Genomic DNA, 16,279 nt, shown 5'->3' with positions numbered 1-16,279 from the left:
TTATCCCCCATCCCCAAAACAATCACGATTTATAGCCACGAAGAATAGTCACGTTGAGGAACACAGCCGTGGATGCCGGGAAGCAGCAGCAGATTTTAGGTTATTTTCTAGAGGAAGCCAAAGAGCACCTCGAAACCTTAGAAAAAGGATTTTTGGAGCTGCAAGCCACTGTAACAGACCAAGAACGGGTAAACGAATTGTTTCGCGCTGCCCATTCTGTTAAAGGAGGCGCTGCAATGCTGGGTTTCAACAGCATTCAGCAAATTTCTCATAGGCTAGAGGATTGTTTGAAAATCCTTAAAGAGAATCAAGTCAAGGTCGATCCAAAGATAGAAGCTTTATTTTTAAAGGGGTATGACGCCCTCAAAGACTTGCTCGAACGTCTCCAAGGGCCATTTGGCTTACGGGAAGAAGAAGGGGATCGCGTGGTTCAAGAAACCGAACCGGCTTTTGCTCAACTGCAAGATTATTTGAACAGCCGGATCGCTGGGGGTGCGTCCGATGAAGCGGGTACAGACGCGAGTATTTTTGGTGATCAAGTAGTGAGCGTTCTTAAACAGATGTTACAACTGTTTAAACAAAAAGAAACGCCAGCCAGCCGCCAACAGTTACAGAAATTGTGTGTTGGTTTAGCAAAGATGGATGCCGGGGCGGAAACTTGGCTCAAACTTGTTAAAACTGCTCATAAAGCAATTTCTCATCCGCAGCATTCTTATGCAATCTTGGCTCCTTTTGTGATTAAAGAACTCAAGCAAGCTAGTGATTTAGTCGTCGTTGGTAAAGCCGAGAAAATTGCACCCAGTTACAGTCTGCAACAGCTAGCAGCCGGTGCACCGGCTGCCGGTTTAAAGCAAGTCGTCGTGGTTGTGGAACCCAAAGCAGCGGCAAAAACGCTGATCCAAGCATTTAATAAAGAGCAGTTGGTGCAGTTAGTGCAGTTACTTCACAAAGCCACCAAGTAAAACAGACTTTACGCTTTGCAACGGCTACTTAAATAAACAAGGAAAGGGGAAGAAAGATTCCTGACTTGTTTAACTCATTGCGTAATGTCTGCAAAAAATAACTCCCCCAGCTCTATAAAAGTTTAGAGAGGGGGAGGTACAGTAAAAATCAAATTTGATTTTTACTAATGGGTAAATTTACAAATGCCAGCCCTACAGCCCACCGTTGTTAACGATATAGACTGTGTTGCTGACTGGGAAGCCTAAGCTGTATCCAGCGCCTTCAACTAAATCCACCTTCAATTCCTCATAGGGGGGTTCCGGTTCGCTGCCGGTGTCATTCAACGCTGCTACCGTTACGAAGGCATCGCGCTGTTCAGGTGCGAATGTGACACTGCTGCCCAACTGGACGTAGTCAACACCAGGGGTGGCACTACTGGTACCGGCAACCGCATAATTCACCGTTAGCGATCCACTGAGATCGCCCAGACGCTGGATGAGGAAGGTGCCGCTGCTCAAGTCAGCTTCTTCAGCCCGATCATCAGAAGCGAAAATGACCATCGTCGGGGCCTCGTTGTCCTTAATGTTGACAGTGGCATCTTTCAAGGGCCCAACACTATAGGCTGTAGAGTTAGATAAAGTCAGTTTGACCGACTCAGTGAGTTCCACTGTCGCATCATCAACGGGGTTTAAGGAAATGTTGGCAGTGGACTGACCTTCTGCAATGACAATTGTACCTGTTAAGGGATCGTAGTCATTGTTCACCCGGGCTGAGCCACCGACCGTGTAATTTACGGTAAGAGCGCCCGTGGTGATGGGGTTACCGGCACCGTCCCGGCGGCTAACTGTGTAGAGTCCCTGTTCTCCCCCTTCCCTGGCATTGGGGTTAGCGGCAACGATTTCAACAATAGGAACGTCATTGTCAATAATTGACACCGAGGCTGTATTTTTCGTGGCATCGACGTTGTAGCCGGCTGAAGGAGTGAGTGCCACATCTACTGTTTCAGAGCCTTCTAGTACCACATCATCAACCGGCGTTACTGTCAGGGTTGCTGTGCTATTTCCCACAACAGTAATTTGACCAACCGGATCAGCAGGGTTGGAAGAGGTGATGGTGTAATCAGAGTTATCGGTAGCAGCGTCCCCAGCAACAGTGTAATTCACCACGACAGCAGTTGCTCCACTATTCGTAATGGTAAATCCGCCCGTGGTTTGCCCCTGTTCCGCTGCCGTTGCATCGCCAGTGGCCACAATCGAGACAGTAGGAACGTCATCGTCGGCAATATTGACAGTTGCGGTGCGTTGGGTGCCAATCGTCGCGCCGCCAGTGGGACTGCCTAAAGTCGCAGTCAGCGTTTCATTGCCCTCAACTAGCGCGTCATTTGTAAGGGGAATAGTCACGGTTTGGTCAGCCGTTTGCCCGTCGAAGAAACTGACTGTGATGGGAGTATTCGTGAAATCGGTTCCACCGATGGCAGTGCCATTTGCCAAAGTTACAGTGGCTGTGACATCTCCCGCACTACCGCCGGTACGTTTCACCGTGACTGCGGCTGAGGTGGTGCCGTCTTCGTTGATCGTAAAGGTGGGCGCTGTAAATTCCAGAGTGCCGGCCTTGTCATCGTCAACAATAGTCCAAGTTGCGGTGCGTTGAGCGCCCAGCGTTGCCCCAACGACATTGCCTAACGTTAAATTAACTGTTTCATTTGGCTCACTGGCAATATCATTGGTAATCGGAATTGTTATCGTCTGTGCTGTGTCCTCGCCATCCTCGAACTCAACGGTGATGGGAGTATTTGTGTAATCTACGCCCGGTGTGGCTGTACCACCAGCTAGGGTGATCTGTGCAGTTGCTTCTCCGCTACTACCGCCAGTGCGGGTTACGGTAACTGCGACGCCGACCGGCGCCCCATTTTCGTTGTATTGGTAGGTTGCGGCACTAAACTGTATAGTGCCGGTGGCAGGGGGCGCAGTGGGTGTCGGTGGTGTGGGGGGTGCCGGCAGAAAATCCGCTTGAGTGATGGCGGCGACGTTCACATTGTTGAGGACGAGCAAAAACTGGCCCGTCAGCTTATCTTGAATGACGGTGTTCGCTGCGTTTACGTCTGTGCCTTGAAAGATATTGAGATCGGTAAACGCCAGACCAGAAGCCAGCTCAATAAAATCAGTGGTATCTTCAAAGTCTGTTACGAAATCTGCAATGGTGACAGTTGCGCCTCCACTTTCTTTAGAAATGCCAAAAATATCGCGTCCCTGTCCGCCGGTTAAAGTGTCGCTTCCCAATTCACCGGCGAGGTTGTCATCTCCTAGGTCGCCAAATAAAAGATCGTTTTCTTTACCGCCCTGTAAGGTATCGTTATCCTGACCGCCATAAAGGCTATCGTTGCCTTCGTTACCATAGACAACATCGTTGCCTTGGTTACCATAGAGAGAATCATTGCCCTCTCCCCCAGCTACCTGGTCGTTGCCGATATCACCTAACATGACATCGTTGCCTTGGTCGCCATACATTTGGTCGTTGTCTTGGCCACCTCGCATTGTATCGTTGCCTTGGCCGGCATACATATCATCAGCTCCTTGGTTGCCGAACAACTGATCGTCGCCCAAGTTGCCAAAGATATCGTCATTCCCATTGCTGCCGACTGCGGTATCATTGCCGGCACCGCCGACGATAAAATCCTGAGCGAGGTCGTTGCTCAAAAAGTTTTCTAGCCCAGGTAAAGGAACCTCTGTATCGAGTTCGATTACGGGTTGAGGAGTGTCTAAGTCCCCTAGTAAAAAATCATTGCCATCGCTGCCATCAAGGGTATCTCCACCAACACCCCCCCTAAGTGAGTCATTACCGCCTCCTCCCAGGATCACGTCATTGCCTTCGTCGCCTAGCAGTCTGTCGTTGTCTTCATCTCCCTCTAGCCGGTCATTTCCCTCGCCGCCGGAAAGCGCGTCACTGCCGCTGCCGCCTCTTAGCAGATCCTCGCCTGGATCGCCAAAGAGTTGATCATCACCCACCCCACCAAAAACTAAGTCATTGCCGATACCGCCCCGGCCCGTATCATTGCCCAGACTACCGTCTATAGAGTCGTTCCCTTCGTTGCCAAAAATATCGTCATTTCCGATGTTGCCAAAAAGTTGGTCATCACCTTGTCCGCCAAATAGTTGGTCATCGCCTTCGTCGCCCTGTACAGTATCGTTGCCCTGGTCACTAGCAATGAGATCCGAGCCTTGGCCACCACTGACACTATCATCTCCTTTAGCCCCAAGGATCGTGTCGTTACCCTCCAGACCTAGTAGGGCATTGATACCTGAGGCGTCTATAAAGTCATTATTTGATGAGCCGATGATCTCTGCCATTTTGATGCTCCTAACTGCAAACCTTATTTATTTCCGTGTTCCTACTTATCCTGAGAGTATACCCGCATAAAGGTTCAATTTAATCACTTAGGTAGATGCGAAAAATTGAATTTGATAATCAGTACCTCTGGCTTTTATTTACGGACATAAAAACCAGTAAAATCTCGATTTTGGCAAGATTTCAGTGATTCAGCATATTTATAGTTTTGAACAGAGCTGCCAGGAGTTAGGGGATGTTTTTAAAAGTTGATTGAGGGTCTAGTTTGACATAGCAAAAACATAATTTGACAGTTTTTAAGGCGGAAAAGTTCCCTCTTTACGAAAAAAATAAGAGGGCTGCTAGCTAAAAGGCAAGTCTTGATTAATGGCATCAATTTCCCGCCGTTCCATTTCGTTGATTTCATCAATATAAGAGCGCAGAATTTGGCTAAGACGCTGATTGTAAAATCGGTGCAAACTGTGGTTTGGAGTAGCAGGAAAGCCGCGTCGTTTTTTGTGCCGGCCTCCAGCCCCCGGATCGAAAGTTTGGATGCCGTGGTTCACAGCCCAGTCAATGGGTGTGTAATAACACGCATCAAAGTGCAGGCAGTCAATTTCATCAAAGCTTCCCCAGTAGCGCCCATAAAGTTGGTCGCCTTTGGTTATACAAAAAGACATTCCTATCGGTTGCCGTTCGTCGGCTTCAGTATAAGCCGCAACAAACAAAACTCGATGTCGGTAGTTGTGATGCAACTGTTCAAAAAACCGTTTAGTTAAGTATTTACTCCCCCACCAGCCAAATTTGTCGCAGGTATTTTCATAAAAGCTATACATTTTGGAAAACAGGGGTTTGGGAATTTCATCGCCAGTTAGAGTTAACAGCCGCAGGCCGGCTTTTTCGACAGCTTTGCGCTCTCGCTTGATGTTGCGGCGCTGGTTGGCGTTGAAGACTCCTAGATAATCATCAAAGCTCTCAAATCCATTGTTTTGCCAAATGTAACTGTGATGCAGCCAACTTGTAAAGCCGTGGCGTTCCAGAATCGGTCGCCATGCGGGATCGACATATAAAAAGTGAGAGCTAGAGATGCTGTTGCGAGCGCAGAAATGGTCAATGGCATTAACCATTAAGCCCGTGAGTTCGTCCTCATCTTCTGTGGGGGCAATTAAAAATCGATAGCCTTCTGCCGGCGTAAACGGACTCATCCCTAGCAATTTGGGATAATATTCAATGCCCAGCCGGTGGGCCAAATCGGCCCACTGGTGATCAAAGACAAATTCGCCGTAGCTATGACCTTTGATATAAAGTGGCGCAGCAGCGACCATCTGCCGGTCTCGCCATACAATCAAGTGATTGGGTAGCCAACCGGCTTTTGCCGTCGCACTGCCTGAGGTTTCCATATTGTTTAGCCATTCCCACTCTAGAAAGGGGGTTTTCAGCGGTAAAGCCAGCGCATCCCAAGCAGACTGGGGTACTGAGGCGATTTTGTTAATCCAAGCAACCGAATAGCTTGGCTTGAGCTGTTCAACCATAGGTGGGATTTAGGGCTAGGGGCTAGGGTCTAAGGGCTAGAGGGGAAGATAAAGGCTAGAGCTAGTGCTGGGTTCTCTGTCCTTGCTCCTCTGTTCCGAGTCTCTAGCGCTTTCCTAATATAGGGTAATGCAATCACTCATCACGCTGCCGACGATAGTGCAAAAATACTTCCTGTCCAACCGGCTTAACTTCAAGAAGTTCCAGGCGAGGGGCTTGTTCGGTTAAAAAGCCGTCGCCGTCTGTGGGGGTGGGGGCTGTCGCTCCCCCTAAAATTAACGGGCAAACGGTGATCCACAATTGATCAATCAAATCAGCAGCGACCAATGAGGCGATCAGTGTGCCACCTCCTAAAACTGCAAGACGTTCTAGCCCTAAAGTGGCCAGATGTTGCAGGGCTGCCGGTAAGTCTATTTCTTGCTGGGGGGTTTCTAGGGCTAAAATTTGCTCGAATCCTAGCTGTTCTCGCCACCGGCTCTGTCCCGAAGCGGTAGTGAGCAACCAGCGGGGGATCGGTTGCTGAAAAAATTTTAAGTTGGGTTCAATGTTACCGGAACGCGAACACACTATCTGCACCGGCTGACTGGGTTTGCCTTGTTCCTCCCGTTGTTTGAGGAGTTCGGGGTGGGTGACTCTCATCGCGCTGCCACCGGCACGCAGAGTGCCGGCTCCAAAGATCACACCATCGGCTGCCGCCACTTGGGCTTCCAGATGGGCTTTATCTGCAGGGGAACCGAACAGCACTTGGTTTCTTGCGGCTTCCGCAATTTTGCCATCAGCACTCATGGCGACAACGACTATTGTCTCAGGACGCGTTAAATTGTTTTGCCTCATCTCGTTATAATCTGTTAATTTTTACGAATTTGCGATGAATCTGCGGATTATTTAGGTTAATATTTCAATAGAAATTTGACGTAAATCAATTGCAGTCTTACCACAAAACAGTAGGATTTGTAAAATACCAAATGCAATTTTTAAAAAAAGCCTGTTTACTTCTGGCGCAGTTTTAATAGCATTTTGGTTTTGATATGTCAAATTATGGGCGGCATACCCAATAGCCCCTATAATTGATTGAAATGTAGTGACTGATGTTGTTGACTAGCCTCTGTGCTGGCATAAACACTTCACCTAAGCCCCTAAGATAGTGGTGGATGGATGCCTAATCTATCCGGTCTATTGAAACAATTTCGTTTTACTGAGATCGGTCCGACTTCCTTTCGCAGAATTTTGCTGTCGCGCATCTTACTTCTGAGCGTGCCGGTTCTATTGCTTGGGGAATATGTGACCTACCGAAAGGCACGCTCTGGCCTCCTAGAAACTGCCCGCCAGAACCTTTCTGAAAGCGCTGTAAGAAAGGGAGAAAGAATTCAAGACTCCATCAAAGCATTACAAGCGGGACTGATCACGGCCAGTGAAACCACAGCCTTGCAATCAGGTTCGTTAGAGGTATCTAAACAATTTTTAGAGCAGCTGGCGCAACAATTGCCGACACCGATCCAGTGCATTCAGCTGACGAATGTAAAGACGGGCGCAATTGAAGTGAGTACCTGCGGAGTGCAACCGATTGGAGAGCTGTCGGCCAAATTGTGGCCTCAGCGGCGTAATCGGCTGGTTCCAGAAGCTTCAGATGTGCGCGTCACAGCGCTGCTGCCCAATGTCTCCCAGGAGCCATTGCCGGCAAACCAAACTGTAACCATGAGCGGTGAAAGCAAACTTAGCTTGCTGTTAAGTGCGCCGGTTTACGATCAGGGTACGGGGGAATTGCGCTACGCGCTGAGAATTCAGTCAGCACTGCTTGAGCCAGAGAAGGATAAACCAAGGTCTTTATCTGGCTACACGGTGGTGATCGGCCAAGATGGAACAATTCTGAATCATCCGAATGCCAGCCGAGTGGGACGGAACATTCAGCAGGAGAAAGACGCCGAACGACTTAGAAATATGGTGGGTACGGCGCTCAACGGGAAAACAGATTTTGGCCACCTATTTGGATTTGAAAACAAAGGTGTGGAATTGCTGGCCGGCTATACGGCAATTCCGAGTCCGATTACCAACGACGGCAATCAAAAATGGATCGTTTTAGCCGTCACTCGTCTGGATAACGCCCTGGCCGGCTTAGAAGAAATTCAGCACGTTCTGGTGACGCTGATTTTGGGTTTGTTAGCGGCTAACCTGCTGGCAACCGTGTATCTGTCTCGCGATCTGGCGCGTCCTTTAGAAAAACTTGGCTACTACGCCCTAACAGTAGAGGGCCGGCGCTCTCTAGAACCAGTTCCCCACAACTTCAAAATCAAGGAGTTCAATCAACTCGCAGAATCGCTCGACAGTATGGTAGAGCGGCTGACAGCGTGGGCGGAGGAGCTAGAAACGGCTTGGAAGGAAGCAAAAATCGCCAACGAACTGAAGAATGAGTTTTTGGCCAATACTTCCCACGAGCTGAGAACGCCACTGAATGCGATTATTGGGTGCATCCGGCTGGTGCGTGATGACTGCTGTGATGATGAGGAAGAGGAAATGGAGTTCTTGCAGCGGGCGGATGACGCTGCAATTCATTTGCTTGACATTATCAATGACGTGCTTGATATTGCCAAAATTGAAGCCGGCACCTTGTCGGTGATCACAGAGCCGGTCGATCTCCCAAAATTACTTAGGGAAGTCGTAGATTTACAGCAAAGCCACATTCAACAGAAAGGCTTGCGGTTAAATTGGCATGAGCATTCAGAAACGCTGATTGTTGAAGCGGATACCGCGAAGCTCAAGCAGGTGCTGCTCAATGTAGTAGGCAACGCGATTAAGTTTACCGATACCGGCAGCATTACCCTGACAACTCGGATAGAGCCTTGCCAGTCAACTCAGTCAAGTCCCCAAGGGGCAAAAGCGGCCTCATCCGTATCCGAGTCTCGTGTGATTGTAGCAATCCAAGATACGGGAATTGGCATCGATCCCACCCAGCAGCACCGGCTGTTTCAACCTTTTGTAATGGTGGATGGGAAGCGAACTCGCAAGCATGGTGGCACAGGATTGGGGCTGGCCATCTCTCGGAACCTAGTCGAACTCATGAAAGGCTCCATTACCCTGCACAGTCTTGGAATGGGCCAAGGCACGACGGTTGAAATTGCGTTGCCGCTGATGGATAAGACGCCGTCGCCCTCACCGGCAGCGACTCAGAAAACGGAGGAAACACAACCGCACATCGACCACGCGGATCGACCTTCCCCTGCTTCCGAAATGCCGATCGCAAACCCCAACCCGTCCTAAACCGGCACCAACTGCCCTCCCCGCTTCATTGACTCGGTTAAAGCGCTGAGAATTCGCACCAACTCCACACCCTTCCAACCTGACGAAACAGGGGAGGGTATTTTTTTGAGGGCACAGTTCAGAAAATGATCACAAACCCGCGCTAAAGGCTCAGCCGGCTCTAGGGTGAGTACCTCACGAGGCGCAACCGTTGGCGTAAACCCTGTGCCGGTGCGCTCGAAATAACCTGGGTATAAGCTCAGCACTGCCTCCGGTGACATTTCATCAAAAATTAAAGTACCTTGGCTGCCCACAACCCCCAAACGCCTTTGTTTATCAGGGTTACACCAACACAGATGGATAAATGCTTGAAAGCCGGTGGCATAGGTGAGCGTCACCCAGACTAAGTCAGCCAATTTCTTTTCCCCCTCCCCCTGAAGCCAGACGGTGCCGGTGGCTTGCACTTGAGAGGGAACAAGTCCCAGCCAGGTATTAAAAATGTTTATGTCATGAACAGCTAAATCCCACAAAGCATCAGCATCCGGGCGCACCGGCCCTTGGTGGGTGCGGGTGGCGTAGCCGTAGCGCAACTGGCCCAGACAACCCGACTGAATCGTTTTCTGGCCTTGTTCGACTGCTGGGTGAAACAGGTAAGTGTGGTCAACTACCAAAACACAGCCGTGGTGTTCCGCCAGATGGCACAGTTCCAGAGATTCAGCCACATTCAGTGTTAAAGGTTTTTCGGCCAAGACATGATAGCCCTGCTTTAGTGCGTCAGCAATTAAGGCATAGTGAGTCAATGCCGGCGTTGCGATCACAACCGCCTCAATGGCCGGCAGGTGCCGCACCTGCGCCCAGTCAGTAGACATAATGACGCCGGCATCCAGCTCAAATCGCTGCTGGAGTGCGCTCAAGCGTTCCGGATGAGGGTCTACGACAGCGACAATCTCCGCTAGGGAATGTTCTAAGAAATTGCGAACCAAATGGGCACCCCACCGGCCCGCGCCCAATACGGCAATACCCATCGGCTTTTCGATTTCAGATTTTATATTTTCCATTAATTCCTAACTCATAATTGACTGTTCGCATATTTTTCTGCAATTTCAAACTTTGGCGCTAACGGTAGGCCGGCAGACATCAATAAATGCAACACAGTTCAAGCTTATAATTGAGGTCAGATACCCCTAGTCAAAAGTTTCTTACAAAATTTTTCTACAAAATTTTAGAGGTTTAAAAATACAGTCGCTGACTTTTTAATTTTTACTGTTTGTATTGTAATATTTAGTTGGGTATTAACAGGTTATAATGAACACAATTGGATATTCGAAAAATATTATTTACGCACAGATGTCTATTGTAAGATAGTACCATAAAAACTTTTAAAAATCTTATTTTTTCAAAAAATTATAAAAAATTCCTGCAAAACTTAGCAAAATTGCACATTTTTTGATGTTCATCCATTCTAATCATTCATACTAATAGAAAAGCTTTCTTTCAAGGCTCAAAATCGGGATGAGATGCTTGATGCAAAGACAAAAAAGCTTCCTGGGCAGCAGCTTGTTGAGCAGCCTTAATTGACCGGCCTTTGCCTTGACCCAACCGGCGGCCTTCCAGCAACACCTCAGCAGTAAATCGCTGGGCATCATCATGAACTTGCGTCGTTTCCTTAACACGATAAACCGGCAAAGCTTTGTAGTGCGCTTGAGTCCATTCTTGGAGGGCGGCTTTGTAATTTTGGCGGGCGGGATCGGTGCGAATTTCAGTTGCCAGTTGCTTAAAGTGAGAATCGAGCCAGGGGCGTACAAGTTCTAGCGTATGAGTGCTCAGATAAAGCGCGGCTAAGACAGCTTCCAGAGAATCTGCCAGACGTGATTCCAAGCCGGCTGTGTCAGCAGCAGCACTATTGGCAACGAGTAAATAACGGTCCCAACCGTAGCTGTCAGCGATCTTGGCCAGAGCGCGATCACTCACCAACACCGAACGAATTGCCGCAAACTCACCCACTTGACAGTCTGGATAAGTTTCTAATAACAACTCTGCCGCCGCTAGACGCACCACGGCATCTCCGACAAACTCTAGTTGCTCATAGTTAGCTGCCGGTGAAATTGTCGGATGAGTCAGCGCTAAATCGAGCAGTTGCCATTGCACCGGCGAGTTTTCAGAAAGTCCTAATTTTTGGAGTAGTTTTTGGAGTTGCTTTTGGCGGTGAGGATGAGTGAGGGTCATGACAGAACAGCTTGATTGGAATTTTAGAGTTTGAAGTTTAAATGTTATCGCCAATTCAAATTCTAAAATCTAGAATTCCAAATAAAAAAGGGGAGAGAGTCGGACATAAGCCGGGTTCTGTTTTCCTAACTGACGCGCAGCTAAGAAGGTAGCTATCTATCTCCGACGCCTGTTACCAGACGCCTCTAGCGGTACATCTCGACGGAACGGGTAAAAGACCAACCTTAGTTCCTCTGACCTTGCTCCCAACCGGGGTTTACCGAGCCAGCGCCTCTCGACGCTGCTGGTGCGCTCTTACCGCACCTTTGCACCCTTACCAAAACCGCCCTGAGTGCTAAGTCCTGAGTATACACACACTCACGACTTAGGACTCAGGACAAAGTTTGGCGGTATCTTTCTGTGGCACTTTCCTCACGGTCACCCGCACTGGGCGTTACCCAGCAAGTTTGGTCTTTCGGGAGCCCGGACTTTCCTCAGACGGGTTAGCACACCCATCCGCAACCACCTGCGCCTACTCTCTCCTTAATTCCAGTCTAATTCCTTGAGGGACTTTTTACGCTTGCCGGCTTTCATCAGTCGTTCGCTTACCGCTTGGAATACCAAGGAAGGGCGTATATCCACTCAAGTTTTTTGACACTGAACAGGCAGTACAAAGCATAAGAGGGCTTCACGTCCTCAGGAGTGGTGGGATCGCTCAGCCGCAGCACCAGTCTGAGGGAAAACGGAATCCAGGGGTTTGTGGAGCCAGGTTTTAGTTTGAGCTGAGAGCGTTTGATTAAAGGCTCAGCGGGTTTGAAAGGGCCGGTTTCTGACTCGCGTTTCAGGACAGTTTCAGAGGTGAATTTTTCCTTAAGGTTTTTACCTGGGGCAATCACACTGCCAACTTGGGCTTGAAACAAATTGTAAGTTAAGCCCTGTGTAAGTCGCACAATCCGCTGCGTTTGCCCATCGGGATCAATCAGACAGCAGCTTTCCCAATCGACGTCAATGTCATTTTCTGGGGAATTATTTTTAATATTAATGACTAACTCACGCAGTTCCTCAAGTTGGTAACGTTCTTTAAAGTCAAATTTAACTTCAACCATATCGGTAATATTTACCTCGGCGAGTTGTTGCTTAAAGTTAGCTCGGTCAAATTTAATCGTAATTTGCTCTCCGATTGAGTTGATGGATTGGTAAAGAACGGATGTGACGACTATCACATAGATGGTCAAAATTAAGAGGTCGTATTCAGTCATGACCTAAACCGAGCGTTTCTGTTGTTGAGTTTTGGACTAGTAACACGGGTGGCGCGACGATGGGGAACGAAGGGATCTGGGCAACGATTTTTTAATGGCGTTTCAAGCTCTAACTGCTAATTGTCCTGACATTTTTTTAGTGTTTCCCGTAATTATTGAGGTGCTTTTGAATTGAAAAAGTTCGCTTCTAGCTATTTGTCTTTTCTCTCCTTATTATGTCTGTCAAATATTAGCTTAAAATGTTGCTACTAAGGTTCCTTTTTTATTGCAGAGAAATTCTCAAACCAGCCCCGTCTCCAAAAAAAGTAAACCAAACTAAAGGCAGTTATACTCATGATTAACCAGCAAAATGGATAGCCAAAATACCAGTTAAGCTCTGGCATATTCCAGGGGGATGTTTCTGCATTAAAATTCATGCCGTAGACGCCGGCAATAAATGTCAAGGGAATAAATATACTAGAGACAACCGTTAAAAGTTTCATAATTTCATTCATTCGGTTACCCATGGAAGAGAGATAAACATCCATCAAACCTGAAGTTAGCTCTCGGTAAGTTTCGACCATATCCATGACTTGAACGGCATGATCGTAACAGTCTCGCAGGTAAATTCGCACGGATGGGCCGAGCAAATCGCTGCCATCTCGGATTAGGGTATTAATCGCATCTCGCTGTGGCCAAATTGCACGACGCAATGCGAGTAATTCGCGCCTAATTTGATAGATTTTTTGTAATGTTTGGTGGGTGGGGTTCATTACGACTTCATCTTCAAGTTCATTAATACGCTCACCATAAGCTTCTAAGACGGGAAAAAAGCCATCAATAATTGCATCTAACAAAGCGTAAGTTAAATAATCTGCTCCATTTCTGCGAATACTGCCGCGATTAGCACGAATGCGTTCGCGCACCGGCCCAAAACAATCGTGTTCGGGTTCTTCTTGCACTGTGAGTAGGTAATGTTTCCCTAAAACCAAACTGACCTGCTCAATCCAAAAACCACCTGTCTGTTCTTTAGGCATCACCATCTGAGTAATGATCACTAAGTGGTCACTATAATCAGCAACTTTGGGACGTTGAGGAACGTTGACGATATCTTCTTGGGTAAGGGGATGCAGATTAAAAACTTGACCCAGCTTACGCCAAGTTTCTTGATTGCCTAAACCCAGAATATCCACCCAAGAAACTGACTCGGTATCTAAGTAGGCCGCACAAGCTTCGGGCGAGGTAATTTTCTGCCGGCAGGCATTCGCTTCACAGTAATCTATCAGCACAATATCGGGAGGTGGGGCATTTGGTTCGAGGTTAAGGGTGCCTGGTAAACTGCCTGGTTTGTCATAGAAGTAATCAAAATAATCTTCCTTCTCTTCCTCTTGGGGTTGAATTTTGAATTGGGACGGTGGCATCCGGTTTTCTGTCATGTTGTGTGACCTGAACAGATTTTCACTCGTGATTTTAAGCGATTTATCTTAAATTCTGTGTATCTATTGGTTACATTTACGTGGATGCATTCAGGTTCCCTGATCAAAAAAGCAGCTTGCCGGGAAAGGCAAACTGCTTTTATTGTTCAGCAATTAATTACTCTTGACGAGTGACTGCTGACGGCTAAGTGCTGAGAATTACATCATTCCCATGCCGCCCATGCCGCCCATGCCGCCCATGCCGCCCATGCCGCCCATGCCGCCCATGCCACCCATGCCGCCCATGCCGCCCATGTCAGGCATACCGGCAGCTTTCTTATCAGGCCGTTCGACAACGAGGGCTTCGGTGGTGAGAATCATACCGGCAATTGAACCGGCATTCTGTAGGGCTGAACGCACGACTTTGGCGGGGTCAATGATGCCGGCGGCGAGTAAGTCTTCAAACTTGCCGGTGGCGGCGTTGTAACCCATGTTGAACTCAGAGTCGCGCACTTGCTCAACAATGACGGAACCTTCCACGCCGGCATTATCGGCAATTTGACGTAAGGGGGCTTCCAAAGCTTTGGCGACGATTTCTGCCCCAATTTTTTCTTCGCCAGTCAAATCGGCCTTGAACTCATTCACTTTTTTGACCAAGTGAATCAGGGTGGAACCACCACCGGGCACAATGCCTTCTTCTACAGCAGCTTTGGTGGCGTTGAGGGCATCTTCAATCCGCAATTTCCGGTCTTTGAGTTCGGTTTCAGTTGCCGCACCCACTTTAATCACGGCTACGCCACCGGCAAGTTTGGCAATGCGTTCTTGCAGCTTTTCTTTGTCGTAATCAGAATCGCTTCTTTCTAATTCTTTCCGCAATTGAGTGATGCGTTTTTGCACGTCGGCTTTATTGCGATCATCGGTGCTGGAGACAATCGTTGTCGTGTCTTTGGTGAGCGTTATCTTTTGGGCAGTCCCCAGCATAGTCAGGGAGATATCATCAAGGCTGAGACCGACTTCTTCGGAAATCAGCTGTCCGCCGGTGAGAACGGCGATGTCTTGCAGCATGGCTTTGCGGCGTTCGCCAAATCCAGGGGCTTTAATCGCGCAGATGCTGAGTACGCCTCTGGCTTTATTGACAACTAAGGTGGCTAAGGCTTCGCCTTCTACGTCCTCGGCAATGATCAGCAATGCTTGGCCGGCACGGGCCACTTTTTCAAGCACCGGCACTAATTCCTGAATCACGTTAATTTTCTTATCTGTAATCAGGATGCGGGCGTTTTCATATTCAACCACCATCCGTTCTTGATCGGTGACGAAGTAGGGAGAAATGTAGCCGCGATCAATCTGCATCCCTTCCACCACATCCAATTCTGTGGCGATGGACTTCGATTCTTCAACGGTAATGACGCCGTCTTTGGTGACTTTATCCATTGCTTGGGCAATCATTTGCCCGATTTCTTCATCGTTGCCGGCTGAGACGGTTGCAACTTGTGCAATTTCGCTACCTTCCACCGGCTTGGCAATCGCCTTGATTTCTTCAACCAAGAAAGCGATCGTCCGTTCAATTCCTCGCCGCAAACTCACAGGATTTGCGCCGGCGGCAACATTCTTCAACCCTTCGCGTACCAAAGCTTGAGCGAGCACAGTGGCTGTGGTGGTGCCATCGCCGGCTATCTCTTTGGTTTGCGAGGCGACTTCCCGGATCAGCCTAGCGCCGGTGTTTTCCAGAGGATCTTCTAATTCAATTTCCTTAGCAATCGTAATTCCATCATTAACAATTTGAGGCGCACCGTACTTCGACTCTAGCACCACGTTGCGGCCCTTGGGTCCCAGGGTAATCCGCACCGCGTCGGCTAGGGCGTTGAGTCCCTTCTCCAACGCCCGCCTAGATTCTTCGTTAAATGCAACAATTTTAGCCATGAGTCGTTTTTTTTAGTTCTCCAACTAGACAATTTAGCACTCCCAGGGGTTGAGTGCTAAATTTTTGAGTGTGGAGCACCGAACAAATTTGAGCGGATTTTAGCCCATCGGGCGTTGATCTGCTAGGCAAATCAGTTTTTCTGTGGAGATCAAGAGAAAGAAACAGGGGGATAGCGAATTAGATGCGCGTTAGCTTAGCCGGTAGCGAGGCAGCCAGGGCCATGTAGGGTTGGTTGGCCCTTGTTCGCAAGAGTCATAATTTTCCCAACTCTGGGATTTTGTATAAATAATATAATTTAATCGCTCAAACTTCTAATTTTGAGATTTTATCATGGCAACAGAGCAATGGAATTGGGAGCCGGCAAAACTTCGAGTTTTTGCTGTGGGAATTCTGCAATGGGAAAATGAAGATATGTGGCCACCTTATTTTATCAATAGAGTGTGCATCTAATGACTTATAACGATTATTCC

The 16,279-nt window shown here is 48.3% G+C and carries 10 protein-coding genes and 1 other RNA gene; 2 read left to right on the top strand and 9 right to left on the bottom strand.

Going from position 1 to position 16,279, the window contains the following annotated elements; all coding sequences use genetic code 11:
* The first annotated feature begins 68 nt into the window (after window positions 1–68).
* Window positions 69–962, top strand: coding sequence for an Hpt domain-containing protein (locus H6F56_RS01610; protein WP_190665070.1), 894 nt, complete (start codon window positions 69–71; stop codon window positions 960–962).
* Window positions 963–1,154: 192 nt separating this feature from the next.
* On the opposite strand, the gene H6F56_RS01605 is transcribed toward H6F56_RS01610, so the two are convergent.
* The 3 genes from H6F56_RS01605 to H6F56_RS01595 all read right to left on the bottom strand — a co-directional run bounded on the left by H6F56_RS01605 (window position 1,155) and on the right by H6F56_RS01595 (window position 6,630).
* Window positions 1,155–4,289: a Calx-beta domain-containing protein gene (locus H6F56_RS01605; protein WP_190665068.1), complete on the bottom strand. Its 3,135-nt coding sequence runs from the start codon at window positions 4,287–4,289 to the stop codon at window positions 1,155–1,157.
* A 339-nt stretch (window positions 4,290–4,628) separates the two neighbouring features.
* Complete coding sequence (locus tag H6F56_RS01600; protein WP_190665067.1) at window positions 4,629–5,798, bottom strand: GNAT family N-acetyltransferase; 1,170 nt, start codon at window positions 5,796–5,798, stop codon at window positions 4,629–4,631.
* A 133-nt stretch (window positions 5,799–5,931) separates the two neighbouring features.
* Window positions 5,932–6,630: a RibD family protein gene (locus H6F56_RS01595; protein WP_190665066.1), complete on the bottom strand. Its 699-nt coding sequence runs from the start codon at window positions 6,628–6,630 to the stop codon at window positions 5,932–5,934.
* A gap of 321 nt (window positions 6,631–6,951) precedes the next feature.
* Here H6F56_RS01595 and H6F56_RS01590 point away from each other — a divergent pair, with 321 nt between their 5' ends.
* Window positions 6,952–9,051 carry an ATP-binding protein gene (locus H6F56_RS01590; RefSeq protein ID WP_190665064.1) on the top strand — a complete coding sequence of 700 codons (2,100 nt, stop codon included), beginning with the start codon at window positions 6,952–6,954 and terminating at the stop codon, window positions 9,049–9,051.
* Here the strand turns inward: H6F56_RS01590 and H6F56_RS01585 are convergent.
* The 6 genes from H6F56_RS01585 to groL form a co-directional block, all read right to left on the bottom strand.
* Complete coding sequence (locus tag H6F56_RS01585; RefSeq protein WP_190665062.1) at window positions 9,048–10,088, bottom strand: Gfo/Idh/MocA family oxidoreductase; 1,041 nt, start codon at window positions 10,086–10,088, stop codon at window positions 9,048–9,050. The two genes, H6F56_RS01590 and H6F56_RS01585, sit on opposite strands and share 4 nt — an antisense overlap.
* Before the next feature lie 436 nt (window positions 10,089–10,524).
* Window positions 10,525–11,256, bottom strand: coding sequence for a ribonuclease III (gene rnc / locus H6F56_RS01580; RefSeq protein WP_190665060.1), 732 nt, complete (start codon window positions 11,254–11,256; stop codon window positions 10,525–10,527).
* Window positions 11,257–11,347: 91 nt separating this feature from the next.
* Window positions 11,348–11,774: RNase P RNA component class A (rnpB, locus tag H6F56_RS01575), an RNA gene on the bottom strand.
* A 66-nt stretch (window positions 11,775–11,840) separates the two neighbouring features.
* Window positions 11,841–12,494: a hypothetical protein gene (locus tag H6F56_RS01570; RefSeq protein WP_190665058.1), complete on the bottom strand. Its 654-nt coding sequence runs from the start codon at window positions 12,492–12,494 to the stop codon at window positions 11,841–11,843.
* Window positions 12,495–12,742: 248 nt separating this feature from the next.
* The gene (gene corA, locus H6F56_RS01565; protein WP_190665056.1) at window positions 12,743–13,909 is read right to left on the bottom strand and encodes a magnesium/cobalt transporter CorA; all 1,167 of its coding nucleotides are present in this window, start codon (window positions 13,907–13,909) and stop codon (window positions 12,743–12,745) included.
* Window positions 13,910–14,107: 198 nt separating this feature from the next.
* Entirely contained in the window at window positions 14,108–15,808 is a 1,701-nt protein-coding gene (groL, locus tag H6F56_RS01560; protein ID WP_190665055.1) for a chaperonin GroEL, read from the bottom strand.
* Window positions 15,809–16,279 lie beyond the last annotated feature (471 nt).

Source organism: Microcoleus sp. FACHB-672, assembly GCF_014695725.1.
Classification (GTDB): Bacteria; Cyanobacteriota; Cyanobacteriia; order Cyanobacteriales; family Oscillatoriaceae; genus FACHB-68.
This window is presented reverse-complemented; position numbering and strand designations above follow the sequence as displayed.